This is a genomic window from Oscillospiraceae bacterium (assembly GCA_025758045.1).
Lineage (GTDB): Bacteria > Bacillota > Clostridia > Oscillospirales > Ruminococcaceae > Gemmiger.
This window is the reverse complement of sequence record CP107208.1, coordinates 572,337-598,800: the sequence shown is the minus strand read 5'-3', so window position 1 is coordinate 598,800 and position 26,464 is coordinate 572,337. Positions and strand designations below refer to the sequence as shown.

The following is a 26,464-nucleotide window of genomic DNA, read 5'->3' as shown; positions in this document are numbered from 1 at the left end:
TTACCCCTTCACAGCACCGGCAGCAACACCGGCAATAATATACTTCTGCATGAACAGATAGAAAATCATCAAAGGTGCAACGCCCAGCATCATCATCGGGAACATAGCAGTCCAGTCAGTGGAGAACTGACCGATGTTGCGGGAAACCTCCTGCAGGATGACATCGTTGGCACGGCTCTGCAGGAAGAGCAGCGGGGTCATAAACTCGTTCCAGACATTCAGCGTAACGATGATGATAACGGTAGCCATTACCGGCTTGAGCAGCGGAAATACGATGGTGAAGAACTTTTGCATCGTGCCGCAGCCGTCGATTTCAGCAGCCTCCTCCAGTTCAACAGGCACCGTAGAGTGAACGAATTCACGGAAGAGGAACACCGCCTGCGGCATATTCACAGCCACATCGACAAGAATGACGGCGAAGGGGCTGTTCATCAGATGCAGCGCCTTGACGATTTTGTACAAGCTGACAATGTTCATCTGAAATGGCACGACCAGACCGGCCAGAAAGAACAGGAACAGTCGGCCGCCGAGCTTGGAGCTTGTGCGCGCCAGTGCATACCCGGCCATACTGCCGAACAGCACGATGAGAAAGACGCTCATTGCCGTGATAAACAGTGTGTTGGCAAACGCACGGGGAAATTCCATCTTCTGCCATGCGTCGATATAGTTTTGCAGATTGATAGCACTGGGCAGCGCCAGCGGGCTGGCGGTAGCCTCCGCGGGGGATTTCAGCGTTGTGACGATCAGATAGTAAATAGGGACAGCCCAGAGAACAGCGAGCAAGACCATCAATGTTTCGGTAATGATCAGGCCGCGTCTTTCAAATTTACGCGTATTCATTGAATAGAGTCACTCCATTTCTGCATAATCGTGTTCATGATAGCACTCAAAATCATAACGACAACGAAGAAGCAAACGCCGAACGCCGCGCCCTGATTGTAGAAGCCGTCCGAGATGCCCTTGCGCATCATGACCATCATAACGGTCTGGGTGGCATCGCCGGGGCCGCCGCTGGTCATCGAGTAGATGACATCGAATGCCTTCATGCCGCCGATCAAACCGGTGACCGCCACGATCTTGACCGAGGGGCACATCAGCGGCAGGGTGATACGGAAAAAGCGGGTGAAGCCGCTGGCACCGTCGATCTCAGCTGCCTCGTACAAATCGCCCGAGATGCTCTGCAGGTTGGCAAGGAAGATGACCATAGCCCAGCCGGTCCACTGCCAAATCTGCGTGAGCAGGACAGAGTAAAGTGCGTTTTGCGAGGTGAAAAAGTTGAAAGTCGGCAGCCCAACCTTAGCAAGCAGGTTGTTGATAAGACCGTAGTTGGAGGAGGAAAGGATGAAGTTCCACAGGTAGCCGATAATCAGCGAGGAGAATACCGCCGGGAAAAAGAAGGTTGCGCGCAGCAGATTGCGGGTGCGCAGCTTCATATTCAGGATGACAGCCAGCGGCAGACCCAGCACGACCTGCGCCCCGGTCAGCACCACGGCGTAAATCAGCGAGTTTTTAATAGCTGTGCGCATCAGCGGGGAACCAAGGACTTTTATGTAGTTTGCAAGACCCGTAAAGTGCAGATTTACGGGGTTCATATCGGTATAATCGGTAAAGCTGTAATAGATCGTAAACAGGAACGGCACAATGCTGAACACCAGATACACGATCAGCGCCGGTGCCACAAACATGGCGAAGTATCTGCCCAACGAACCGGGCACATACTTCTTTTGGGTCTTAGTAGGCATTTCTGACCTCCGTTTTTTGAAAAAAAGAGCCTCAAACCCTCGATTGAAAGTTTGAGGCCATGGTTACGGATCGGATTACTTGCTCAGCAGCTCAGCAACGGCAGCATCGACATTGGAGAGTGCTGCGGAGAGGTCTTCCTCGCCAAGCAGGTACTTCTGCATCTCGGTGCCGTAATCCTCGTGGGCACCGGCAGCAGAACCCCACTCGTTCCAGGGGCAGTAGACATTGCCGGCATTGATGGCGGTGGAAATGCTGGAGTAGACCTCAGGCAGATCAAAGGAAACACCGCTCATGTAGGAGGAACCGCCCTGGTTGTTCTCCCACAGGGCCTTCTGACCTTCCTCGGTAGCGATAGCAGCCAGAACCTTGAGGGCTGCTTCCTTGTTGGCGCTGTTCTCGTTAACGGCGAAGCCGCAGCCGGGGCCGCCGATCAGCCAGCCGGCGCTGGCCTTGGTGCCGTAGAAAGGCATCATGTTGAGGTTGAGGTCGGGGTTCTTGGACTGGATGGCCTCCAGATCCCACGGGCCGGAGCAGAACATAGCGGCATTGCCGGTGGCGAACTCTTCCAGAGCCTGATCGTGGTCGATACCGGTCATATCGGTGGTGTAAACACCGCTGGTGATCATCTCGCTCCACTTTTCGAGGTACGGATTCCAAGTGCCGTTCAGAGTAGCCTGACCCTCGCGATATTTGCCGCCGAAGTCTTTGCCCTCATCAGTGGAGAGGTACTCGGCAGTGACAAACGCCATGGAGTTCTTCAGCATCGGCTCCCAAGATTTCAGACCGGCAGCCAGCGGCTTGATGCCGAGGTCTTGGAACTTCTTGCAGACATCCAGATACTCGTCAAAGGTGGTGGGCAGTGCAATGTTGTTCTGCTCGAACAGATCAACATTGTAGTAGATGCCCTCGAACCAGGAGATGCCGGGCAATGCGTAAGTCTTGCCGTCATAGCTGTAAACGGAAGTGCCGGCATCAGAGAACTTCGCGCCGAGGTCGCTCACATCGGCCAGATAGCCAAGTTTTGCGTGCTTCAGGGCAGAAGCGGGAGATTCGCAGATGATGTCGGGACCTTCACCGGCAGAAAGCTGGGTATCCACGATGGTGTCGTAGTTGGAGTTGTCGATGAACTGATACTCGATCTGAACATCGGGAACAGCCTCGCCCAAATAGTCAAGCAGCGCCTTGACGGTGTCCTCGCTGTTCCAGTAGGTCATGCGCAGCGTAACCTTGTCACCGGATGCGGTGCTTTCTGCCGTAGTGCTGCTGGCAGTGCTCTCAGTGGCGGTGCTGCTAGAGGTGGCGGTAGAGGAGCCACCGCAGGCGGCGAGGGACAGAGCCATCGACGCTGCGAGCACGGATGCGATTGCTTTTTTCATGTTTGTTTTCCTCCTTGCAGTGTGTTCTGCTTTCGATGGCTTTATTGTACCCGAAATGTCCAAAATGCGAAATAGAACATTTTTTCGAAAACTAACACTATTTTACAGAACACCCCACCGACAGAAATTGTATCGGTGGGGTGCAATCAGGCTTCAGTGGGTGTTTCTTTTTCCAATGTGCGGTTCAGTTTTAAGGTGAAGCAGGTCTCGCCGTCCTCTGTGACAGAGGGGAAAAGTCCGCTGCCGGGACCGTAATACAGTTCAATGCGTTCACAGATATTATAGATGCCGTACCCCGTGCTGGGGGTGCGCATGACTTCGGCCACCTTTTGCAGGTCGATAGCGCCGCCATTGTTGATGACGCGGAACACGATGAACTCATCCTCGCCGCGGCATTCGATGCGGATATGCCCTTTTCCGTCCTGCTCTTCATACTCTAAGCCGTGCTTGACGGCATTTTCCACGATGGGCTGTAGCATGAAGTTGAGCATCCGGTAATCAAGCTGGCTTTCCTCAATGTCGTATTCGGCATCAAAGCCGTTGTCATGGGTCAGCTGTTGGATACGCACATACGCCTTGATGTTTTCCAGCTCCGAACGCACCGTGGTTAAAGGCTGACCGTTGTTCAGGCAGGTGCGGTAGAATTTTGCCAGCAATCCCGTTATCTCGCTGATGTCATCATTGCCGGAGCGCAGCGCCTTCCACTTGATGTTGGACAGACTGTTGTACAGGAAATGTGGGTTGATCATCGCCTGTAGGGCGCGCAGCTCACTGGCTTTCTTTTCGATCTCCATCGTATAGACCTGATGGATCATATCATTCAGCCGGTGCGTCATCTGCCCCATGCTGTTTGTCACCACGCCGATTTCATCGGTATCCGTGGTAGAAAGTTCCTTATCCAGATGCCCTTCTGCCACATATTCTGCGTACTCCTGTAATTTCAGGATGCGGCGGGTCAGGGCTGTAGCCAACAGGTTAATGACTGCAATGGAAAGGAACAGGCAAATCAACACCACCAAAATCGTTGTATTCAAAATCGGCTGCAATTCTTTCGTGATGTTCGCTTTGTCCAGATAGTAATAAATGCTCCAGCCGCTGACTTCCATCCGGCTTTTATAGAGCACCCCCTGCTCAAGCGCGGCGGTCTCGCTGCCATCCTCGGCCAACAGGCGCATGGCTTCGTCCAAAGCATCCACACCGCTGTTGCGGGCATAGACGGTCTGACCGGTTTCGTCCACGATACGGATGCCGTTGTCCAGATAATTCATACTGTCGGTGGCATCTAACAGCGAGGCCGGATAGCAGAACATCCGCAGCACTGCTATGACCTCACTGCTGGAATTCGTATCGAGAATTGCACGATTGGCACAAATCTCTACCCCATCGTAAGTCCAGTGGGTGGCATAGCTGTCCAGCGCCTGCCGGTACCAAGCCTGCTGGCTGACGGTATCATCCACCGGCAGCAGGAAGTTGCCGATTTTGTCGCGGACCTTTGTGGAGTAGACCTCCATTCCCTTGACATAGGAATCCCCTGCAATGAAGTACCAGAAGGTCGGCTCGACTGAGGTATTCATGACCTGCGCCATCGTCATGGCGCTGGCGCCGCTGTTTTCCAGCGCATTGCGGAAGGTCAGGTTGTACGCAAGAAACCGCACCGTGGAGGCTTCCCGCTGGAAACGGGTATCCAGTTCCGAGGTCAGACGTGCCAGATTGCTTTCCATCGTGCTGCGGATCTGGCGCTCGGTGTTTTCCTTCGACTGCTGGTAGCTGTAAATGCCCAGCACAAGGATCGGCACCATAACCAGAATGCTGAAGCTGATCAGCAGCTTACTGCGAATAGGCAGCTTATAGGCGAACCATTTATACAATGCTTTCATCGCGTTCGCCCTCCCTGTACTGGCGGGGCGTTACGCCGAAATAGTTCTTGAACAGCTTATTGAAGTAGGAGGGGTTGTCGTAACCGCAGTTCTTAGCAATTTGGGAAATTTTCAAATTGCCATCTGCTACCATGCGCCGCGCCTTGTACATACGCAGATCTGTGATGTATTTGATAAGATTCTGCCCAGTCATCTGCTTAAAGATGTAACTCAGGTACGAAGGCGTAATATATACTTTTTCCGCGATGTATTCCAGACTCAACGGTTCGCCGTATTCGGCATCCACAATTTTCTGCACCTGACGAATGATAGCGGAGCTGTCCTCCGTTTGCGGTTCTGGTGTTCCCTGCAAAGATGCCATGATTTCTTCCAGCACACCGCACATGGCTGCTGCCGTATTACAGCTTAAAATCCGATTGATACCGCGCCCAATCTCGTTGCGGTCCTGTATGCCATAAGCACGGTACATCTGCGCGAGCAGATCATACAGGACATGATACATATACATCTTGCTCAAAGAACGGTTCTGCCCAAGCTGCTGTATCAGGCGTTGTACCGCGGACAGAAAAATCTCCGGGTGATGTTCATTCAATGCGGCCTGCACCTCGGCACGGAGCTTTTCTATGGCTTCTGCATAGTAGCTGACCGACTCACCGATCTCCTTCTCCAGCAGGAGCGCATCGGGTGCTTCATACAGTTCGTTGCGAATTCTTGACAACGCTTGCGCACGGGCAGAGATATTCTCCAAGCCGGTGAAATCTATGCCCAACAGCAGCGATGCCTCGCAGCCATTCTGTCGGAGTTTTTCCTGTATGCCTTTCAGCTTATCGCCCAGACGATCAGACAAATCATATTTGCTGTAAAAGAGGACGAATGCTTCATCTGGGTAAGTATTGATGTATTCAAACTTATATTGCGTACAATCCTTCAGCATTTGACAAAACGCATCTTCATTTGTAGCAAAGTAGTCATTCTCGGTCTGCACATGAAGTAAGCAAAGCGTCTGTCCAGAAAACCATTCTTCCGTAATGTGTGCTTTCCCCAAGCCTGTTCCTGTCACAAGGCGGAATAAAAGCTGTTGACGATATTCCTCGCCGCGCTGCTGCTCGTCTTTTTTCTTCTCGGAGAGCTCATCGCACTGGGCAATGATCTGCGTCATCACGCGCTGGAACTCGTCCACCTCGATAGGCTTCAGCAGGTAGCTGACCGCCTGGGCGGCCATCGCCTTTTTGGCGAACTCAAACTCCCCGTAAGCGCTGAAAACCAGAATGCGCACATCCGGGTATTTCTCAAACGTATGCCGCGCCAGTTCCAGCCCGTCCATCTGGGGCATCTTTACATCGGTGAGCAGGATGTCGATGGGATGGGTGCGCATATATTCCAGCGCCGTTTTCCCGTTGGTCGCCTGGGCAACCTCCAACGGAAACTTGTACTTTTCAATGAGGAAAGAAATTCCCTCACGTTCAATGGATTCATCATCAACAACTAAAATCTTGTACATAATACACCTGCTGCGTCTGAAAATTATGAAAAAATATTTTATCCTTTTCTCCAGTATACAGTACGTTTAAAAATATGCAAGCGATTTTGCAAAATTCTATACAATTTGCCGTACGGCGAAAGCAAAACAAAAGGCACCATGTGAATCGTTCATTCACACGGCACCTTTTACTGTTACACGTTTATTGCATAAATAAAGCTGCTGTTATGACGAAAAAATTACGCATCCGAGCGGGAGTACGCATTCTTCATCTGACTGCTCAGCTCAAACAGGACCTTATCCAGGGTGTCGGCGGCGTGGCGCTTCAGGTTGGCGGCCAGGGTGTCGTTGGCCTGCACACGCAGGGCGGCGCGGGCAGCGGCATCCGGTTCGGTGGCCAGCTTGGCGTCGTAATCGTTCAGGATGGCGCGGCTCTCAGACAGCACAGCCAGCTCATACCGCTCCAGATGGAACTGAGACTTGGCAAAGGAGGCATCTGCCATGGCGGCGATCATACGGCTGGCCCAGTAGAAGCTGTCGGTGGAGACCTCGCCGGTGGTGTTGGCAAGGTAAGCGGGGGTGGTGTCGATGTTGGCGTAGAACGGCACCATCGTGTTCAGCGCGTTGGAGGCGTAGGCGATCCACTCAATGGCGCGGGACTCTTCCGGCATATCGGGACGCAGCTGCAGCAGGGCTACAAAATCGTTGCGGTTGATGCCGATGGAGCGGTAGGCGCCCTTCATGCTGCGCTCGCCATAGCTGGCATACGGGTCGTAGGGCGTGCCCTGATAATGGGACGACAGTACGTACTTTACATCCTCCGGCGTGATCTTCTTCTCCGGCACCAGGCACCAAGGCAGGTCATCAGAGCGCGGCGTAAAGTCGGCTTCCGGGCCGTCCCAGTTCATGGTGTGGGGGTTGAAATAGCGCAGCATGTACCAGGCGCGGGGCGTGTTGTACACATGGTCAGAGTCATCGTGGCTGCCAAAGGCGTCACGCGGGTTCAGCACACCGTCCTGGGAGAGGTCCAAATGGTTCTTGGCGATAAACTCCCGCAGATCGGCGGAACACATGTACTCTTTCTGCTCGCCCAGCGCATCGTCCAGGTCTAGCTCGTCGATGCCCAGCTGGTTGGGCATGACCACGTACACGTCATCGGGCACACGGCGGGCCATCCAATGGTGGCCGCCGATGGTCTCCAGCCACCAGATCTCATCCACGTCCTGGAAGGCGATGCCGTTCATCTCGTAGGTGCCGTAAGTCTCCAGCAGGGAACCCAGGCGCTGCACGCCCTCGCGGGCGTTGTGGATGTAGGGCAGCACAAGGTAGACGATGTCCTCCTCGCCGATGCCGCCCTGCACCAGCGGGTCAGCGCCCAGCACGCGGGGATTGGAGGTAATGGTCTCGGTAGCGGTCATGCCGACGTTGGCGGCGTTGATACCGGCCGCCGCCCAGATGCCTTTGCCCTCCACAGCGTTGGGCATGGCGGTAAAGCGCATGGCCCCGGCGGGCATCGGGATTTCCACGTGAGAAATCACCGACTTATAGGTGGCGGGCAGGTCCTCCGGGTGGACGACCGTCCACTTTTTAGCGGTGAAATGCCCGGAACCGGAATCGTCGTTGCGGGCAATCATGGTAGAACCGTCGTAGGAGGCATTTTTGCCGACAAGAATAGTAGTGCAGGCCATTTTACAAAACTTCCCTTCCTTATATAAAATATAAAGTTTTCTCTCCTGGGTGCATTGTAGCACCATTTGCCCGGCGGTGCAAGCGTGGGCGCATAAAAGCTGCCAAAGGAGCGAAAAACTGCGAAAAACTGCGCCAAAATTTCCTAAAATTTACAACCGGCCCCAGATTTGGCGCAATTATACGGTTTTGCCCATTGACACCTTATAAAGGGAACGCGTATACTGGTATCGTTCCTTTTTATAAAGGAATATTGCGGACTAATTTCATAATAAATTAGGGAGTGTGGAATCATGAAAAACAACAACATCAAAACCTTCGTTGCCGTTGGTATCGGCGCAGCTCTGTTCTTTGTCCTGGGCCGCTTTGTGGCCATCCCCAGCCCGGTGCCCAACACCAACATCAGCCTGCAGTATGCCGTGCTGGGCCTGTTGGCTGCCATGTACGGCCCTGTGGCCGGCGGCCTGATCGGCTTCATCGGCCATGCGCTGATCGACCTGTCCTGGGGCGGCATCCCGTGGTGGAGCTGGGTCATCGCCTCTGCCTTCACCGGCGTGGTGGTCGGCCTGTTTGCCAAAAAGCTGAACCTGCAGGAAGGCGACTTCAATAAAGGCAAGGTCATCACCTACACCATTTCCAACGTCATCGCCCACCTGATTGCCTGGATCGTGGTTGCCCCGGTGCTGGACATCCTCATCTATGCCGAGCCTGCCAAGAAGGTCTTCGCCCAGGGCGCTTTCGCAGCGATCTCCAACATCATCACCGCTGTTGTCGTCGGCGGCCTGCTGGTGCTGGCCTACACCAAGACCATCGCCAAGAAGGGCTCTTTGGACAAGGAGTAAACCCGTATATTTCCCTTGTGCCTTCCCACATAGGCGGGAAGGCACTTTGTTTGTGAGGTGCCGCATGGCTGCAAAGACCCCCATCATTTCCTTTAAAAATTTCTCGTTCCAGTATCGGGCACAGAAAAAGCCTACCCTGCAGGACATCAACCTGGATATTTACCCCGGCGAGCGTGTGCTTATCGCAGGTCCCTCGGGCAGCGGCAAAAGCACGCTGGCCGCCTGCATCAATGGCTTGAACCCCTTCTCCAACCCCGGCGAGTGCACCGGCACCCTGATGGTGGACGGCGTGGATGCCCCCCATAGCAGCATTTTTGACCTGGCGGGCCACGTGGGCACCGTGCTGCAGGATCCGGACGGCCAGTTCATCGGCCTGACAGTGGGGGAGGACATTGCCTTTTCGCTGGAGAATAACTGCACCCCGCAGCCGGAAATGAAGGAGATCGTGCAGCATGCCGCCGAGCTGGTGGGCATCGAAAATCACCTCGGCTTTGCCCCGCATGAGCTTTCCGGCGGGCAGAAGCAGCGTGTCAGCCTGGCAGGCGTCATGGTGGACGATGTGAAAATTCTGCTGTTCGATGAGCCGCTGGCCAATCTCGACCCCGCCACCGGCAAGCAGGCTATCGAGCTGATCGACACCATCCAGCAAAAAACCGACACCACCGTGTTGATTATTGAGCACCGCCTGGAGGATGTGCTCTGGCGCAATGTCGACCGCATCGTGCTGGTCAACGAGGGCCGTATTTTGGCTGACATGCGCCCGGATGACCTGCTCTCCGGCTCGCTGCTGGCCGAGAACGGCATCCGTGAGCCGCTCTACCTTACGGCCATGCGCTACGCGGGCATTGCCGTCACGCCCGAAAAGCACCCCGCCCACATTGACTCGGTAGTGCTGGACAAGGCCGACACCGCCCGCCTGCACAGCTGGTTCCAGGCCGAGCCGCTGCCCGCCCCCAAACCGGCCCCAGAGCCGCTGTTGGAAGTACGCGACCTCTGCTTTGGCTACAACAAGGGTCAGCATACGCTGCAAAACGTCAGCTTTTCCATCGGCAAGGGCGAGATGGTCAGCATCGTGGGTCGCAACGGCGCGGGCAAATCCACGCTGTCCAAGCTGATCTGCGGGTTTGAGACCCAGGACTCCGGCGAAATTTACCTCAACGGTAAGGACCTGAAAGATGAAAACATCCGCCGCCGCGCCAAGCACATTGGCTACGTGATGCAGAACCCCAACCAGATGATCTCGAAAACGATGATCTACGACGAGGTCGCCATGGCCCTGCAGGGCAGCGGTTTGACGGAGGAACAGATTCGGGAAAAGGTCGAGGATACGCTGAAAGTCTGCGGCTTGTATCCCTTCCGCAAGTGGCCGGTCTCGGCATTAAGCTTCGGCCAGAAAAAGCGCGTTACCATCGCCAGCGTGCTGGTACAGGACCCTGAGTTGATTTTACTGGACGAACCTACCGCCGGCCAGGATTTCCGCCATTACACCGACATTATGGAGTTTTTGCAGGGTCTTAACACCCGGGGCGTGACCGTGGTGATGATCACCCACGACATGCACCTGATGCTGGAGTACACCCCCCGCGCACTGGTATTCTGCGACGGTCAGCTGATCGCTGACCGCAGTGCTTCGGCCGTGCTGTGTGACCCGGAACTCATCGAGCGCGCAGCGTTAAAGGAGACCAGCCTGTACACGCTGGCCAACCGCTGCGGCATTGCCCCGGCCGAAGATTTTGTGGAGCGGTTCATTGCCGCCGACAGGGAGGTGCGCGCCCATGGCTGCTAAGACCGTTTTAAACTACCTGCCGCGCAAAAGTGTGGTGCATCAGCTTACCGGCACCACCAAGCTGGCGTTTTTTCTACTGTTTACCTTTGCCAGCATGATCACCTACAACACCTGGGTGCTGCTGGGGCTGATGGCCGTCAGCTTTGCGGCGTTCAAACTCAGCCACATTAAAATTAAGGAAGTCAGCTTTATGCTGGTCTTCATGCTTGTTTTTTTGATTCTGAACGACCTGTTCATCTTCCTGTTCGACCCCAACCAGGGCACCACACTGTACGGCACCCGCACGGTGCTGTGCCACCTGTTCTGGCGGTACGATGTCACGGCCGAACAGCTGTTTTATATGTTCAATATCTCGCTGAAATACTTCGTGGCGCTGCCGGTGGCAATCCTGTTCATCTCGGCTACCGACCCCAGTGAGTTTGCGGCAAGCTTGAACAGCATCGGTGTATCGTACAAAATCGGCTACTCGGTCGCCATCGCACTGCGTTATATCCCCGATATCCAGCGCGACTACCACAGCATCAGCCAGGCACAGCAGGCCCGCGGCGTGGAGCTTGGCCGCAGTGAACCGTTCTTTAAGCGGTTGAAAAACTCGGTCAACATTCTGTTGCCACTGATCTTAACGAGCCTTAACCGCATCGACGTCATCTCTAACGCGATGGAGCTGCGCGGCTTTGGCAAGGGCAGCAAGCGCACCTGGTACGTTCGCCGCCCCTTCGCCCGGCGTGATTTCATCGCCCTGGCCCTTGGCGTGGTATTGCTGCTGGTCAGCCTGACTGTCACCATCAAGTTTGGTCGCTTTTATAATCCATTCGTATAATGACAAATAAATAATACAAAACGTAAAAACAAACTGCCTTGCAGGGAAAACCTCCCCACAAGGCAGTTCGTTTTTACTTATCTATTATAGTAGGCTTACAGCCAGATGGGATTCGTCCAGGCGCGGCGGCCTTGGTGGTCGACGACCTCGGCGCGGACCCATGTCTCGCCGCCGTGCAGTGTGTGCAGGCCATGGGTCAGCGGGCTTTCGTGCTGCAAAATCGTCTCGCTGCCGCCTACGAGCCCGCCCGCAATAAAGTTGATGCGCGCGGCAGGGGAGCAGGTCAGGTACACTTCGTCGCCATCCACACCCCAGGCAGTGATCTCCGGCCCGGAGGAGGCGTAGTAATCCCCGGCCAGCAGGTGGTTTACGATAGCCTCGTGGGTCAATTCCTCAGACTTCACACAGACCCAGCCTCCCAGTGCGTCAAAAAACTTGGCAGGGTTGTGGTTATCGTCCGAAGCAAAACAGCCTGTCTGCGTGCCTTTCTGCAGCATCGTGTTCCAAAAGGCGGTGTCGCAGCCCTCGCCGCACTCTACCTCGGTGCCATAGTTATATACTTCCACGGCCCAGACCCCTTGCAGGCCGACAACATCGGCCATCTCCACGCGGGACCATGTGGGGTGGTTGTAGGTGGTAAAGCAGCCGCGGCTTTTCAGGTAGTCGGTCAGCTGCTGCGCAGCCTGCAAACCGTCCCAATCGCCCACGGCCACCGGCGGGGTCAGGCGTTCGCCGTGGTGCAAAACATTGTCTCCGGCCGCCCTTTGCATGGCTTCGTTGCCCAAGATGCCGTGGATGTGGTGGGTCTTGCCCAGTCCGGTCCCATGGGTGCAGCAGAACTGCACCAGTTCGGGCATCGAGGCATTTTTCTCTTTCAGCGCTGCCAGCTCCTGCAGCGCGGCGGGGTCCTTGGGCGGCTGTACCAGCCAGCTGGAGGCTTCCACGCCGGGCAATAAGATGAAATCTTCACGGTCCAATTCGGCCCGTAGGTCGGTGTAGTAGTCGTGCTCGCTCAGGCACAAAAAGCTGTAGCCGTACTGGCGGAACAGCGCCACCGCCTGTGCCGGGGTCAGGTGTCCGTCCGAGTTGGTGGTGTGGGAGTGCAGATTGCCCTTGTACCACTGGCCGGGGCCGCCGAAACAATCCTTTTTCATACGGCTTCCTCCTCCACATGCAGGCAGTTGCGCTTTTCCAGCGAGAGCCAGACCTTGCTGCCGTTCTCATAAATCGAAAAGCTGCGGAACAGCGTATCGGCGGAAAGCTGCACACCGTTCACATCCACCTTGTAGCGCAGTACATTGCCGCGGGGCGTGCTGTCGATAACGGTGCCCTCAATATCGTAGGTGCCGGGTAAATTCTGCTTTTCGCGGGCAATATTCAGCACCTCGGGCCGGATGGCAATGGGCTGCGCGGGCAGGTCGATGTCCCCGGTCACACGGCCAAATTCCAGCGGCTCCAGCACATTGTAGCTGCCGATGAAGCCCGCCGCAAACTTGGTGCGGGGGTGGGTGTAAATGGCAATGGGGGTATCCATCTGCTCGATCTTGCCGCAGTTCAGCAGGCAGATGCGGTCGGACATGACCATGGCTTCGTCCTGGTCGTGGGTGACAAAGATGGTGGTAATGTTCAGTTGCTTCTGGATGCGGCGGATCTCCACCTGCAAACTCTTGCGCAGCTTGGCATCAATGGCGCTCAGCGGCTCATCCAACAGCAAAACTTTTGGCCGGGTGACGATGGCGCGGGCCAGTGCTACACGCTGCTGCTGGCCGCCGGAAAGCTGGGCCGGGTAGGCGTCGGCCTTGTCCTGCAAGCCCACCATGGCCAGAGCTTCGGTGATACGGTCGTTGATCTCGGCCTTGCTTAAGCGCTGGATCTTCAGCCCAAAGGCCATGTTCTGCTCAACCGTCATGTTGGGAAACAGGCTGTACTGCTGGAACACCATGCCAATATGTCGCTGGCGGGCATCCAGGTCGGTGATGTCCCGCCCTTCCAGCAGAATGTGCCCCTGCTGCACCTGCTCCAACCCGGCCAGGCAGCGCAGCAGCGTACTTTTTCCGCAGCCGGAAGGCCCCAGCAGGGTCAACAGCTCGCCCTCCTCCACTTCCAGGTCAATGCCTTTCAGCACTTGGGTTTTATTGTCATAGCTTTTGCAGATGTTTTTAAAGGTAATGTAAGACATGGCGGACTCCTTAGGATACCCGGTCGGCCGGGTCCTGACTTTTGTGTACAAGATAATTGATCAGCAGTGTGATAAGCAGCAGAATGACCACGGCGGCGCTCAGTTCCTGGGTGTCCTGGGCGCGGTTACGGTACAGGTAGGACTGGGCGGTCTCAAACTGCGAAGACGCGATGATTTTGATGATGGCGAAATCGCCGAACAGCCCCGAAAGACACATCAAAGCGGAGTTGCAAAGTCCCGGTAGGATGGCCGGCACTACGATGGTCAAAAAGCTGTGGAACCGCCGCGCACCCAGCATCTCGGCGGCTTCCAGCAGACCGCGGGTGTTTACCGCGTACAGACTGTTGCGCAAACCCTGATAGGTCATGGGCATGATGAACACGCAGTAGATGAAGCTGAGCATCACAATGCGGTTGGCCAAAAGGGTGTTGGTGCCCGCATACGTGCCCAGCACCGAGGTAGCCAGGATAATGCCGTTGAGCGTAGTGGGGATCAGACAGAGCAGCTGCACCACTTTTTCCAGCCTCGGCAGGTAGACGATGACCACATACAAGGCCAGCAGTACGCTGACATTGGTGATGACCACCGGCACAAAGGAGATGAGCAGCCCGCGCCCGATGCCAAGTAAAAATTTCTGGTTTGTCAGCGTGGTGGCGATGTAGCGTAGGGTGAAGCCCTCTGGCAAAATGTGCACCCACCGGGCCGAGAACGCGTAGACGACCGTGACCACCAGCGGCATCAAAAGAAACACGGCAACGATGGTTTTCCAGATCGCTTTGGGGAGTGTATGTTGGTTCATGTTACCGGTTCCCTTTCTCAAAATGCCGCTTGACCAGGTTACTCAGGCAGATTTCCAGTACGACAATGCCCAGCAATACCAGCGAAAGGGCACTGCCCAGTTCGGGCCGCTGACGGGTATCGCCTACAAACATATCCACGATTTTGATGGGCAGCAGCGCAATGCTGTTATTGATGAGCAGGTACGGCGTCGCGTAGGCGGCCACCGCGTTGGCAAACAGCATATTGAAGGTGCCCAGAATGCCCGGCATCATCACGGGAATGCCCACCTGCAGCCAAAAACGGATGCTGCCTGCGTTCATCAGGCGGGCGGCTTCTTTCCACTCCCGCCGCACCTTGTCCACGGTGGGCAGCAACAGCAGCGTACCCATGGGGATCTGGAAGTAGGCGTAGATAATGAACATGCCGGTCATCGAGTACAGGTTGTAGTTGGCCAGCAGGCTGATGCCCAGCTGCTTGCCCAGCAGCACCAGCACACCGGAAGTGCCCATCATTGTGATGAACGCGATGGTCAGCGGCACACCGGAAAAAGTGGAGGTCAGGTTCAATAAAGAAAGATAAAGCGTCTTTTTGCGGCCATGGTCGCCATACAGCGCCAGCGCCAGGAAAAAGTCAATGACCAGCCCCACCGCGGTGGACAGCAGCGTTACCCACAGGCTGTTGATGATGGCCGTGCGGTACACCAGCTGGTGGGCAATGGTGCCGAACTGCGCCAGGCTGAAATGCCCGTTTTCGGAAAAGGCTTTCACGAACATGCTGACCAGCGGGACACACTCAAACAGCAGCACGATCAGCCCCAGGGGCACCAGCAGCAGGCAGCGGCTGCCGGTGCGTTTGATTTGTTGCAGCATAGCAAATTGCTCCCATCAGCCCATCAAGGGGATGATCTCTTCCTCCCAGCGGGTGGCGATCTCGGTGCAGGCGGCGGTCACGGCATCGTTGTCGGTCAGGGGGATGGTGTTGGTGTACTCCTCGTCCGGGATCATCTTGGCGGAAAGTTCAGCAGGCAGTTCCACATCGCTGCGGATGGGGCGGGCATAGCCCTCGGCACGGTTGATCTGAACCTCATCGCTCAGCAGATATTCCACAGTGGCTGCGGCCGCGTAGGGGTGCGGGGCGTACTTGTTGATGACCAGCGCATAGCCGGACTGTAGCGCGCCATCCTTCATGACGTGGCACTCGATATTGGCATCGGGTACACTGGCCTTGGTCAGGTCACGGTACTGCAGGGTCAGATAATCCCAGGTCAGCAGCACATCGATCTCGGCGCGGTCCATGCGCTCCTGACTGTAGGTGCCGGCATCCAGGCGGCCCTCCTGGGCCATCTCTTTAAAGAAGTCGAAGGCCGGATCCAGGTTGTCCATGCCGCCGCCCAGCGCATAGGCGCAGGACAGCACCGTCATCTGGGAGGACGCACCGCGCACCACGTCGCCAATGGTGATGGCGGCGCCGCTGTCTTTCAGCGCCTGCCAGGAATCAATGGTGGTGGAAACGCGGTCCGCGTTGACCATGGCGCTCATAGTGCCCACGTAGCTGATGCACCACTTGCCGTCCGGGTCCTTGGCCCAATCGGGGATGGAATCCCAAGTGCTGGCCTTGTAGGGCTGCACCACGTCCATCTCCACGGCGGTGGGGCCGAACGCCTGGCCGACATCGCCGATGTCCTTCGTGGCGGCATCCTTCTCCGTCTCAAAGGTGGAAAGCTCCTCGGCAGAGCTCATGTCGGTGTCCTCATGGGTCAGGCCGTACTTCTCGCTCACAGCGGCCCAGCTGCCGCGCCAGTTGGCCCAGTCATCCGGCATGCCTACCGAGTTGATCTGGCCTTCCGCCTTGGCTTTTTCAATGATGGTGTCCAGCGGCACTTCCCGCAGGTCAACGCTTTCGGCAGTAGAAGCGCCGCCGCAGGCGGTCAGGGACAGGGAGGCAGCCATCATTGTGCTGCACAGAACGGCAACGGCTTTTTTGTGGTTGTTTTTCATGGTGTTCTCCTTTGAACATTCGTCTCATATTTCGTCGGAACATCTCTAACTATACGGAAATTCACCCCGCCAAACAACCAAATCCCCGCCAAGTTTGCGTAAAGCTTTGGCGGGGCGCGGGGCGTTATTGTAAAAATCCGGTGCCGGCCAAATTGGTCAGAACGGCCCTAACCATATGATACGGCGTTGCTTTTTGGCCCGGCGGGCGGGCTGACGGGCCGTGACTGGTAAAGCAGATGTAAACGGCGGGTAACGTTTACACACAAAACAAAAGGCTCGCAGTAGCAGGATACTTTAGTATCCTGAACTACTGCGAGCCCTTGTGAGTACCAATTTACCTTGTTATAGTTATCGAAAAATGCAAACCCTTCAGCAGTTTCCCATGGCATAGGCCATATCCCAAAAGCGCAGATCGAAAAGACAGCACTTCTCAAACAGCTCGCACAGGCGATTTTCCTCCTGCGGGGAAATGGACGCCGCCAGCGCGTCGATGCGGTCGATCAGATCCTGGTTGGCTTTGCGGTATTCCTCCGAAAGATAGCCTGCAAACCAGGCACCGTAGATCTTATTTTGCAGTGCCTGGGGATAGCGCTGAACCATCTGCTCGGCAATGTACGCATAACTCCAGGAGCAGTTCAAAAGCGCCACCAACCCGGTCAGCACATTTCCGTTCTGGGTCTCGCACAGCATATAATGACTGTAAGCACAATTGTCAATGTGCGTGTGCGCCTGGCGAATCTCCTCTTCGGTGATGCCAAGGCGCTGCATGTAGGGAATATGGGTGCGATAGGTTTCGCCGAGGGTGCTTTCGATCTCACCGCTCAAAAAGCGGATCTGTTCAAACGTATCAGCCTTTTGCAAAATCGCCGCTAAGATCTTTGTGTAATCCCGCAGGTACAGGTAATCCTGCAGCATATAATAGCGGAATTTCTCTAAAGGCAGGGTGCCGTCTGCCATATGGGTGATAAAAGGGTGGCAAAGATACCGCGGCCAGAGCTTTTCCGCAAGGACAGCGATCTTTTGCGAGAGTTTCCCGCTTGCTTCTATCTTCATTTGCGGGCAATGATGGCAACATAGCCGCCGCTCTGGTAGCCGGGCACAGCGTCCTCGACATCCTCGTTGGTGTACATCGGGTTCTTCAGCAAAGTCTGGCAGTAGTCAAAGTCATGGAAACCGAGGTCTTTCAGCACATTGATCTTCTCCTCGGTGGAGTGCCATACACCGGCGCTGCACAGCTCCAGCGGGTAGGGCAGCTGGGGCATTACCCCGTTCAGATAAGGATGGTCAAAGGTGCCCAGATTCTTAGCCAGCAGATACATAAAGCCGAAAGCACTCTCTTTGGGCACATCCAACGAGATGAAGCGCCCGCCCGGTTTCAGAGCCTTTTTGCAGACAGCGAAAGCCTTGTGCAGATCCTCCATATAGCTGGAGCTGCCGTTGAGGTAAATCACATCGTAGGCATTTTCCTCCAGGTCGGCATCCTCGATAGCGCCGAAGGTGATGACGTTCACACCGCGCTTCTGGGCAATCGCGCCCATATCGCGGGAAGGCTCGATGCCCTCGATGCCGCTGTGATCGATCATGCTCTCAAACAGGCCGCTGCCACAGCCCACAGAAAGCACGCGCTGGCCGGAAATATCCCCCAGTGCCCGCTGGAACAACCGCAGCTCACTCTGGAACAGGTTGTCGTTTTCCATAAACCAGGCATCATATTGGGCTGCATAACCATCAAATTTGGGTTTCATTTTAGAAGGTTCCTTTCTTTTTTAGCGTGCCGCGCCGGATTTTTCCACCCCGAGCGCCGCCATTTTACAGGCTAAATTATAGCATAAACCCTATGCTGCCGCAATACGGGATGGTGCCTTTGCGGTGCAGATGCACGTCATAGTGCCGGACGGTGTCTGCGTTTTTGCCCGCAGGGGGCGTAAAGTCGCCGACTGCGTGTGCGATACCTACGATTTCGTACTTCATTTTGTACCCTTACTTTCTTTTTCCGGGGCGTTTTGCTTGCCCCCCTGTGTTTTGGGAACCAACTCGGTTTTTGTTGGTGACATAAGAGTACAACTTTTACTGGTAAATCGGAAAGCCTGAAGCATTTCCTTTTTCATAAAAATCTGTTATAATAGACAAAAACAGATGTAAGTGGGGCGTAACAGATGAAAACAGGGCTTGTACTAGAGGGCGGTGCGATGCGCGGCATGTTCACGGCAGGCGTTATGGATGTGCTGATGCAGAACGGCGTGGATTTTGATGGCGTGATCGGCGTATCGGCGGGCGCGGCGTTTGGCTGCAACTATAAGTCAAAACAGATTGGCCGTGTTATCCGCTATAATACACGCTTCTGCGCCGATAAGCGTTACGGCGGCTTTGGCTCGCTTGTCAAAACCGGCGACATTTATAATACGGATTTTTGCTATGGCACGGTGCCACTGGAACTTGACCCCTTTGACTTTACCGCCTACGATGCCAACCCGCAGGAATTTTACGTTGTCTGCACCGACATCGAAAGCGGCCAGCCAGTTTACCACAAATATCTGGGCCAAAGTGACCACGGATTTGATTGGATACGCGCCTCGGCTTCGATGCCGCTTGTCTCGCGCATCGTTGAAATTGAGGGCCGCAAACTGCTGGACGGCGGCATTGCCGATTCGATCCCCGTGCGGTACTTTCAGTCCATCGGCTACGACCGCAATGTGGTGGTGCTGACCCAGCCTAAAGGCTACCGCAAAGGGAAAAACAGCATTATGCCGTTGATTCGCCGCAAGTATAAGCGCTATCCTAACCTGGTTACGGCGATGGAAAACCGCCCAGCCATGTATAACGAAACGGTGGACTACATTGCCCAGGAGGAAACCGCGGGCCGCCTGCTGGTCATTCGCCCGCCCCAGGCGCTGCCGGTGGACCGGGTAGAGAAGAACCCGGAGCACCTGAAAGCTGCTTACAACATCGGCCGTCAGGAGGCGGAAAAGCGCTTGGCTGAGGTGAAAGCCTATTTACTGGACTGATCTTTGCCGTGCGGCTCCTGAAAGGCAAACTGTATCGTTACATGGCGGTCGGTATCCACGGTAATACGTTTAATAAACTGCTGCAATTGCACCTTGTTTAGGGTGGTAAATTGCAGCAGTTTTTGCATTTCTTCGCATAGCGATTCTGCGTCAGCGGCAGGGGAGGGAGCATCGGTCAGCGCCTGCAATCGCTGGGTCAGTTGGTCTTCTTCTTTTCGTAAATCGGATGTTATATCGCTGAATTCTTCTCTCGTCAATAACCCGTCAGTCAGGTCTTTGTAGGCCGACAGGCGGGTCTTTTTTGTTTTGTTTAGCTGGGCGGTCAGTCGGTCACGTTCGGCTTGCACGGTGTTGCTGCCCTTGGCCATTTGCCGCAAGCGCTCCTGCGCAAAGATAGGCAAATCAACTGCACCATCCGCCAGTGCCCGCAATTGATCGCAGATCTGCGATTCCAGCCAATCCTCCCGGATGGCGTGGCTGGTGCACAGATGCTGCCCCGGCCGGCGGCTGTAGGTGTAGCAGGTCAGGTAAAAATGCCCGCCTACCTTGTGGGCAAACAATTTGCCGCCGCAATCGGCACAGTAAACCAGCCCGGTCAGCCGGTGGGCTTGCATGTCGGGCGCGGTGTAACTGCGGGTTTCCAGCAGCTTTTGCGTCTGCAAAAAATCGGCTTTGGTCACAAGCCCCTCGTGGGTTCCCTCGACCACGATCCAATCAGTGCTGCCCAGGAACCGTGCTTTGTGGACCTTGTAACTTACCATCTCGCGGGTGTGCTGGGTCACTGCGCCGTAGTAAGTGGGCAGGGTCAGAATGCGCTTTATCGTGGTGGGGGTCCACTCGCCGGTAAAGCGACGCCCGGTCATCCCTTTGGTGCGGGCCGGGCAGGGGACTTGTTCCTGCATCAGCAGATGGGCAATATGGGTGCGAGTCTCACCTGTCAAAAATAGTGCGTAGATACGCTGCACAACAGGCGCGGTGTCCGGGTCTGGCACCAGGTGATATTTGTCGGCTGGATCCAGCTTGTACCCGTAAGGGGCTGAGCCTAGGTACTTGCCTTGGCGCTGTAAAGTGCGCTTGGCGCGCAAAACTTTGTTGCTGCAATCCCGCGCGTAGATGTCGTTCATCAGGTTTTTGAACAGGCTGGGATCGATGCTGCCGGTGTCGGCACGGGCACTGTCGTACCCGTCATTGACCGCTATGTACCGCACACCTAGAGCAGGAAAAGTCTTTTCCTGTAAAAGCCCCACTTCCAGGTAGTTGCGCCCAAGGCGGGAGAGGTCGGTGGTGGCAAAGGTGGTGATGCGTTTTTCCTGCAGTGCGGCCATCAGCGCACGGAAGCCGGGCCGCTCAAAGTCGGTGCCCGTGTGACCATCGTCCAAAAATTCGGCCACGATCTGCCACCCCTCCCGCGCCGCCCATTGGTGTAGATAGCTGCGCTGGTTGCCGATGGAGTTGCTTTCAGCTTCGGTGCCGTCGGCGGAACTCAGGCGCAGGTAGATGGCAATCTCCCGACTGGCTGTCGCGCCTTTTTTACGTACCGCCATGCTGTTACACTGCCTGCCCCGGCAGGGCCGCGGTGCGCAGCAGAGTCTTTAAAAGTGCTTCGAGCGTAGGGCCGTTGGGGGTGTAAGTAAAGGTGACCTCTGCTTGCCGCCGCACCTTGCCAGAAGCCTTGTTTTGCTGGACCACCTGCTCACTTTTCATGCAAATGCCCTCCTATTTCAGGTTTGTCCATTTCTATGCCCCACCCCAACAAAAAATGCCGCAGCATTTCTACTGCGGCATTTGCCTCCTGTGCGGATGTGCAGATGCGCTGGAAACCCGGCACATCGACACATCTGCACAACTTTTCAGTCAGCAAATTTGAATTACGGATCATCTTCTATGCGAAGAGATTGGAGAGCTCCAGGATAAGGCTCCCAGGAAGCCAAAAATCTACGGCGGGTGCGTTCAAATACATGATAGTCGGCAATGTTACTTATGGCATTGGCTAGTGGCTGAATTGCTGGGTTCCCTAGAATTTCTTCGTCAGGAACAACGTAATCATCATCTCCTGGACCTAAACGGGAGACTGTTTTGCTTTTGTGAAGAAACTTGTTATACAAAATAATCGATGTTAAAATTAAGAGGTACTTATATGGATAACACAATTTCTTATACCAGACGGCGGGAAGACAGTGCAGTCTACAAAGTTACGATCCGTAAACAGCTTACAGCAATACAGATGCGGAGTGTAAAAGGCCACCTGTACAACAACCCTTACTACGAATGGGAAGAGGATAAGCAAAGATATCGCCTTGGGGACGGCTTGTACATGCGCTTTGGAGCAAATAACGACCAAAGTGTTTATTGGGACATTGTGCGGGAAAAGGACGAGGATGGTGAATACGAAGAACTCGACTTTTACGGCTACTCGGATCCGAAGAGCAGCATCCGTGACCTAATGCGGGAATGGGACTTGCATAGTTACGATCCGGCCCAGCAGTTCTCGGTGCGGTCCGTAACATTGCAGGCAATGGTGGAACTGGATACGGATATGGACCTTTCCTGGTATTTGCTGCTTATCTGCAAATCGGTGTGTGACAGTAACTACAAGGTGCAGGAACTTACGCCGGACAAATGTGTGATTGGTTGCAAATCACACAAGCTTACCGTAAAAATTAAACGAGATTACGGCAATCAACGCTTGATTTTTAAATTGAAAGAGGGGCGGCGCGCCATCAAGGACTACAATCAGGCCGAAAAGGTTATAAGCCCCTATGAAACACTAAATCACTATTACGACAATGGGGAAGATCTTATCTCTGCCTTTTGGCGCATGGTGCTGAAGAATACCGGCGATTATCTGCACAGAGATGACTTGCAAAAAAAGCTGCGGGAGGTTTACCCTAAGCGGGCCAGCGAGTTGGCAGAAGTTGCTGATCGGTGGAATTCCTATGCCGACAGGGAAAAGGCTGAAATGAACATCCTGGCCGATATTGTCGCAAAAGGGCGAACCCCGGCGGCAGCACGGAAAAAACTGACAGACTACCGGGAAGCCTTTGTGAAGTGCCCCCAAAAAGTTAGACAATAATTTGAAGCAAAAATTGTTCAAGCAGCCGAAAGGGCTTGCTGTCTGTGAATTGCAGGCGGCAAGCCCTTTAGCTTTGCCTTGATCCTGCGGTTGTTGTAGTAATCCAGATATTCAACGAGTTCCTGCTTGAAGTGTTCCATGGACTGAAACTCTTGTAAGTACAACAGTTCACTTTTGAGTAAGCCAAAGAAATTCTCTATCACAGCGTTGTCCAGACAGTTGCCTTTCCGGCTCATGCTCTGCTGAACACCTTTCTTCTGGAGCATTCGCTGGTACTGCTTGTGCTGGTATTGCCAGCCCTGGTCAGAATGAAGGATCAACCCGGTTCCATCCGGTATCTTCTCAAAAGCCTTATTCAGCATAGTCGTAACCATACTCAGAACAGGACGGTCGGAGATGGTATAGCTGACCAGATCGCTGCTGCACAGATCAAGGATGGGCGAGAGATAGAGCTTCTCTCCAAACAAACTGAACTCTGTCACATCGGTGACCCACTTCTGGTTTGGCTTTTCGGCGCGGAAGTCCCGGTTTAACAGATTTGGCGCAATTTTGCCAACTTCACCCTTGTAAGAACGATACTTCTTCATCCTGACACGGCAAACCAAACCCAGCTCCTTCATAAGCCGCTGGACAGTCTTGTGGTTCAGGAGGAAATTGCGCTTGTGAAGTTCTGCTGTAATGCGGCGATAGCCGTATCTTCCTTTGTTTTCATGGTAAATGGCCGTGATCTCCGCTTTGACAGCTTTATACTTATCTGCACTGTTCATCCGCTTCAGATGGTAGTAGAAAGTGGCACGGGGAAGTTGAGCGATTGAGAGAAGAATATCCAGAGAATGTCTTTGCCTCAGCTTTTGAACTACCTGCGTTTTCTGCGCTGGCGTCGCTCGTCTTCCAAAACCAAGGCTTGCAAGTTTTTTAGGTAATCGTTCTCCGCACGCAGTCGCTGCACTTCGGCCAGCAGATCTTCTTCCGCCTCTTTTGGCAGCTTCTTTGGCCGGCCAGTGCTGCCGCGGCCCCGTCGCTCAACCGACAAGCCTTCCGGCCCTTCTTCCAAATAAATGCGTTCCCAACGCTCTATAATTTTATGGTCGTTAATTCCGAATTCCTGCATCGTTGCATGGATACTCAGATGTTTTTTTTCCATGGTTTCTACAACCATTCTCTTGAATTCCGGCGTATATCGTTTGTTTGGTACTCCTTTTGGCATACAAAAACACCCCATTTCCTAAACAGTATACCATACTGTCTAACAAATGGGGTGCAGTTCATTGCCCGTGCCGGGGTATCTATGGTCTACCTGCCGGATGATGTACCTGTGGCGCAGATGCCATCGGTCTGGACGCTGCTGGAGGGTGAAAAAAGAGCGAGCTATGAAGAATTCAAGAGAAAATTACAGGAAAGCTATGAGTCGACGTTGATGGAACGCCTGCGCAACGGCCCCTGCGATGGGGAATGCGAACAGTGCCAGAAGAAAGCCGAAGAGGAATACGAGGAACTTTGCAACAGTTAAAACTGCCATGACCGTATTTCTATAAAAAATAATTGTATATTATTTTAGTAGAACAGAAGGCACTGGAAACGGTGCCTTCTGTTACTTTTTATACAAGGAGGAAGTCCCATGAACGACCTGTGCTGAGACGGATTGCAAGCTGCCGGCAGCCATTGCGGAAGCCTTACTGACTTTGGCAGTGGCTGTCGTGACAGAAGTAATCAAAAACATGAGCGAATGAAATCAGAAAGGAAATGCGATCATGAACGAAAAGACCCAACCCTGTACCCACTGTGGTGCCGTGCACCCCCGCGTAAACCTGACCGGGATGGGCAGTGCCGAACTCTGCCCGGAATGCCTGCAACGATATACGGTATGCTGCGATTGCTGCGGCGAACGCATCTGGATGGCAAACGACTACGGAACTCATTATCTGCATCTTTGCGCGTCCTGCCGTGCAGACAATTATGTTACCTGCGAAAACTGCGGCGCACTGATTCCGCAGGAAGATGCCCACTACAATGACGAGGACGAAGCTTATTGCGACAGCTGCTATGAGCGCGGTTACGGCGGAACGATTCACAATTATTCTTACAAGCCGGAACCAATCTTTTACGGGGATGGACCACTCTACCTGGGTGTTGAGCTGGAGGTGGATGAAGCAGGCAAGGACAACATTAATGCGGTCCAAGCGCTGCGGGCGTTTAACCAAGAAAATGTATATGGCTATGTCAAATCGGATGGCAGCCTAAACGATGGATTTGAACTGGTGACACATCCCTGTACGCTGGAAACACACTTACAGCAGGTGCCTTGGCGGGAAACGCTGGAAGCCTTGCGCGGCATGGGCTACCGCAGCCACGCACCGGGAACCTGCGGGCTGCATGTCCATGTCAGCCGTAAGGCATTGGGTAAAGATGTGTACGAGCAGGAAGAGACAATTGCCAAACTGCTGTACATTTTCGAGCGCTTCTGGCAGGAGATTTTGCGCTTCTCCCGGCGAACAGAAAGCCAGATCAACCACTGGGCTGCGCGGTACGGCTACAAAGATCGCGGCGAAGAGATTTTAAAGGAGGCAAAGCACGGAGCTAATGGTAGATACGCCTGCATCAACCTGACTAACACGGACACGATCGAATTTCGTGTGTTCCGCGGAACTCTGAAATACAATACAGTAATTGCCACCCTGCAGTTCGTTGCGAACCTGTGTCGGGTGGCAATTTCTTTGCCGGAATATCGCATCCAAGAGTTCAGCTGGCCGGCGCTGATTGAAGCCCTGACGCAGGATAATTGCCCGGAACTGGTGCAGTACCTAAAAGAACGGAACCTGTATGTCAATGAGCCGGTCACGGCAGAAAGAGAGGTTTAACCTATGTGTGGATTGTTTGGATTTAGTGACCTGCAGCACAGTCTGACGGAAAAACAGGCTAGCGCCCTTGCCAATTCGCTGGCCCGCGCCAGTGGCAGTTCGTGGGCAGGATGCAACAGGAATTGCCTACGTACAGAGTGGAAAACTGCGTATATACAAGCGCCCGAAACCTGCCGCGCGGATGCAACTGCGGCTCCCCAAAGGCACGACCCAACTGCTGGGCCATGTGCGGATGACGACCCAGGGGAGCGAGAAGAAAAACTATAACAATCATCCGTTCCGCGGTGCATTGCCCGGCGGAGACTTTGCATTGGCCCACAACGGTGTACTGCATAACGAAACGAGCATTCGCCTGCGATTTAACCTGCCACAGACGGCGGTGGAAACAGACAGTTTTGTTGCCGTCCAATTGCTGCAAAGTTATGGCGCGGTGACACCGCAGACCATTGCTGCTATGGCAGAACAGTTGGAGGGGACGTTCACGTTTTCGATTCTGACTTCCGGAAATGATCTGTACCTTGTGCGGGGCAATAACCCGCTGTCAGTGTGGTATTACCCGGCCACGGGGGTGCATCTCTACGCAAGTACGCCGGAAATTTTGGCGGCGGCAGTGATTCCGCTGCCATATTTGCGGGGAAAAGTACATCAGACCGTTAAGGTGGCTGAGGGTGAGATACTTTGCATAACGGCGGAAGGGAAAATGCATCGCAACCATTTTTCAACGGAACGAATCGATTATAGGCGTTTCTGGCAGTCGCTTTGCTGGCCGTATAAGAAGGACACCCAGAAGCAACGGAGAGATTTGACCGTGACGGCCCATAACATGGGCTTCGACCCGGCGGATGTGGATTGGCTGTCGGATTGTGGTTACGGCGAGGAAGAAATCGAGGCAGCTCTGAACGACAGTGATGCGTTCCGCGCATTGCTGTCCGATGCCTGTTACGAGATGTTATATTACTGAG

At 54.4% G+C, this 26,464-nt stretch carries 24 protein-coding genes and 1 pseudogene; 8 read left to right on the top strand and 17 right to left on the bottom strand.

Going from position 1 to position 26,464, the window contains the following annotated elements; translation table 11 throughout:
* The 6 genes from OGM81_03070 to OGM81_03045 all read right to left on the bottom strand — a co-directional run bounded on the left by OGM81_03070 (position 1) and on the right by OGM81_03045 (position 8,164).
* Positions 1-840 (bottom strand): carbohydrate ABC transporter permease, encoded by an 840-nt coding sequence (locus OGM81_03070; protein ID UYJ44132.1) that lies wholly within the window; start codon positions 838-840, stop codon positions 1-3.
* The gene (locus OGM81_03065; protein ID UYJ44131.1) at positions 837-1,742 is read right to left on the bottom strand and encodes a sugar ABC transporter permease; all 906 of its coding nucleotides are present in this window, start codon (positions 1,740-1,742) and stop codon (positions 837-839) included. Before OGM81_03065 ends, OGM81_03070 begins: the two co-directional genes overlap by 4 nt.
* Positions 1,743-1,817: 75 nt before the next feature.
* Positions 1,818-3,119, bottom strand: a complete 1,302-nt coding sequence (locus OGM81_03060) for an extracellular solute-binding protein (GenBank protein ID UYJ44130.1) — start codon at positions 3,117-3,119, stop codon at positions 1,818-1,820.
* 146 nt (positions 3,120-3,265) lie between these two features.
* On the bottom strand, positions 3,266-4,996 hold the full coding sequence (locus OGM81_03055) for a histidine kinase (GenBank protein ID UYJ44129.1): 1,731 nt from the start codon (positions 4,994-4,996) through the stop codon (positions 3,266-3,268).
* A complete protein-coding gene (locus OGM81_03050) occupies positions 4,980-6,497 on the bottom strand; it encodes a response regulator (protein UYJ44128.1) in 1,518 nt (505 codons plus the stop codon). The genes OGM81_03055 and OGM81_03050 overlap by 17 nt, the downstream gene beginning before the upstream one ends.
* A gap of 218 nt (positions 6,498-6,715) precedes the next feature.
* Positions 6,716-8,164, bottom strand: a complete 1,449-nt coding sequence (locus OGM81_03045) for a C69 family dipeptidase (protein ID UYJ44127.1) — start codon at positions 8,162-8,164, stop codon at positions 6,716-6,718.
* Positions 8,165-8,455: 291 nt separating this feature from the next.
* Here OGM81_03045 and OGM81_03040 point away from each other — a divergent pair, with 291 nt between their 5' ends.
* The 3 genes from OGM81_03040 to OGM81_03030 all read left to right on the top strand — a co-directional run bounded on the left by OGM81_03040 (position 8,456) and on the right by OGM81_03030 (position 11,610).
* On the top strand, positions 8,456-9,004 hold the full coding sequence (locus OGM81_03040) for an ECF-type riboflavin transporter substrate-binding protein (GenBank protein ID UYJ44126.1): 549 nt from the start codon (positions 8,456-8,458) through the stop codon (positions 9,002-9,004).
* 64 nt (positions 9,005-9,068) lie between these two features.
* Positions 9,069-10,790: an ABC transporter ATP-binding protein gene (locus OGM81_03035; protein UYJ44125.1), complete on the top strand. Its 1,722-nt coding sequence runs from the start codon at positions 9,069-9,071 to the stop codon at positions 10,788-10,790.
* Positions 10,780-11,610: an energy-coupling factor transporter transmembrane protein EcfT gene (locus OGM81_03030; GenBank protein ID UYJ44124.1), complete on the top strand. Its 831-nt coding sequence runs from the start codon at positions 10,780-10,782 to the stop codon at positions 11,608-11,610. The genes OGM81_03035 and OGM81_03030 overlap by 11 nt, the downstream gene beginning before the upstream one ends.
* A gap of 95 nt (positions 11,611-11,705) precedes the next feature.
* Here OGM81_03030 and OGM81_03025 read toward each other — a convergent pair whose 3' ends face one another.
* The 8 genes from OGM81_03025 to OGM81_02990 form a co-directional block, all read right to left on the bottom strand.
* Positions 11,706-12,764: a PHP domain-containing protein gene (locus OGM81_03025; protein ID UYJ44123.1), complete on the bottom strand. Its 1,059-nt coding sequence runs from the start codon at positions 12,762-12,764 to the stop codon at positions 11,706-11,708.
* The gene (locus tag OGM81_03020; protein UYJ44122.1) at positions 12,761-13,789 is read right to left on the bottom strand and encodes an ABC transporter ATP-binding protein; all 1,029 of its coding nucleotides are present in this window, start codon (positions 13,787-13,789) and stop codon (positions 12,761-12,763) included. The genes OGM81_03025 and OGM81_03020 overlap by 4 nt, the downstream gene beginning before the upstream one ends.
* Before the next feature lie 10 nt (positions 13,790-13,799).
* On the bottom strand, positions 13,800-14,588 hold the full coding sequence (locus OGM81_03015; GenBank protein ID UYJ44121.1) for an ABC transporter permease subunit: 789 nt from the start codon (positions 14,586-14,588) through the stop codon (positions 13,800-13,802).
* A 1-nt stretch (position 14,589) separates the two neighbouring features.
* On the bottom strand, positions 14,590-15,438 hold the full coding sequence (locus tag OGM81_03010; GenBank protein ID UYJ44120.1) for an ABC transporter permease subunit: 849 nt from the start codon (positions 15,436-15,438) through the stop codon (positions 14,590-14,592).
* 15 nt (positions 15,439-15,453) lie between these two features.
* The gene (locus tag OGM81_03005; protein ID UYJ44119.1) at positions 15,454-16,566 is read right to left on the bottom strand and encodes an ABC transporter substrate-binding protein; all 1,113 of its coding nucleotides are present in this window, start codon (positions 16,564-16,566) and stop codon (positions 15,454-15,456) included.
* A gap of 369 nt (positions 16,567-16,935) precedes the next feature.
* Positions 16,936-17,619 carry a thiaminase II gene (gene tenA / locus OGM81_03000; GenBank protein ID UYJ44118.1) on the bottom strand — a complete coding sequence of 228 codons (684 nt, stop codon included), beginning with the start codon at positions 17,617-17,619 and terminating at the stop codon, positions 16,936-16,938.
* Positions 17,616-18,311 carry a class I SAM-dependent methyltransferase gene (locus OGM81_02995; GenBank protein UYJ44117.1) on the bottom strand — a complete coding sequence of 232 codons (696 nt, stop codon included), beginning with the start codon at positions 18,309-18,311 and terminating at the stop codon, positions 17,616-17,618. The genes tenA and OGM81_02995 overlap by 4 nt, the downstream gene beginning before the upstream one ends.
* A gap of 76 nt (positions 18,312-18,387) precedes the next feature.
* Positions 18,388-18,537: a hypothetical protein gene (locus OGM81_02990; protein ID UYJ44116.1), complete on the bottom strand. Its 150-nt coding sequence runs from the start codon at positions 18,535-18,537 to the stop codon at positions 18,388-18,390.
* Between the two features lie 185 nt (positions 18,538-18,722).
* On the opposite strand from OGM81_02990, the gene OGM81_02985 reads away from it, so the two are divergent.
* Positions 18,723-19,571 (top strand): patatin family protein, encoded by an 849-nt coding sequence (locus tag OGM81_02985; GenBank protein ID UYJ44115.1) that lies wholly within the window; start codon positions 18,723-18,725, stop codon positions 19,569-19,571.
* Here OGM81_02985 and OGM81_02980 read toward each other — a convergent pair.
* Both OGM81_02980 and OGM81_02975 read right to left on the bottom strand, forming a co-directional pair.
* Positions 19,556-21,115 carry a recombinase family protein gene (locus OGM81_02980; GenBank protein ID UYJ44114.1) on the bottom strand — a complete coding sequence of 520 codons (1,560 nt, stop codon included), beginning with the start codon at positions 21,113-21,115 and terminating at the stop codon, positions 19,556-19,558. The genes OGM81_02985 and OGM81_02980 overlap by 16 nt on opposite strands.
* Before the next feature lie 4 nt (positions 21,116-21,119).
* On the bottom strand, positions 21,120-21,275 hold the full coding sequence (locus OGM81_02975; GenBank protein UYJ44113.1) for a hypothetical protein: 156 nt from the start codon (positions 21,273-21,275) through the stop codon (positions 21,120-21,122).
* Positions 21,276-21,708: 433 nt separating this feature from the next.
* On the opposite strand from OGM81_02975, the gene OGM81_02970 reads away from it, so the two are divergent.
* A complete protein-coding gene (locus OGM81_02970; protein UYJ44112.1) occupies positions 21,709-22,644 on the top strand; it encodes a hypothetical protein in 936 nt (311 codons plus the stop codon).
* Between the two features lie 17 nt (positions 22,645-22,661).
* On the opposite strand, the pseudogene OGM81_02965 reads toward OGM81_02970, so the two are convergent.
* Positions 22,662-23,611, bottom strand: a pseudogene (locus OGM81_02965) (IS3 family transposase).
* Positions 23,612-23,932: 321 nt separating this feature from the next.
* On the opposite strand from OGM81_02965, the gene OGM81_02960 reads away from it, so the two are divergent.
* The 3 genes from OGM81_02960 to OGM81_02950 all read left to right on the top strand — a co-directional run bounded on the left by OGM81_02960 (position 23,933) and on the right by OGM81_02950 (position 26,463).
* Entirely contained in the window at positions 23,933-24,154 is a 222-nt protein-coding gene (locus OGM81_02960) for a hypothetical protein (GenBank protein UYJ44111.1), read from the top strand.
* A gap of 241 nt (positions 24,155-24,395) precedes the next feature.
* Complete coding sequence (locus tag OGM81_02955; GenBank protein ID UYJ44110.1) at positions 24,396-25,502, top strand: amidoligase family protein; 1,107 nt, start codon at positions 24,396-24,398, stop codon at positions 25,500-25,502.
* 67 nt (positions 25,503-25,569) lie between these two features.
* Entirely contained in the window at positions 25,570-26,463 is an 894-nt protein-coding gene (locus OGM81_02950; protein UYJ44109.1) for a class II glutamine amidotransferase, read from the top strand.
* Position 26,464: the final 1 nt, after the last annotated feature.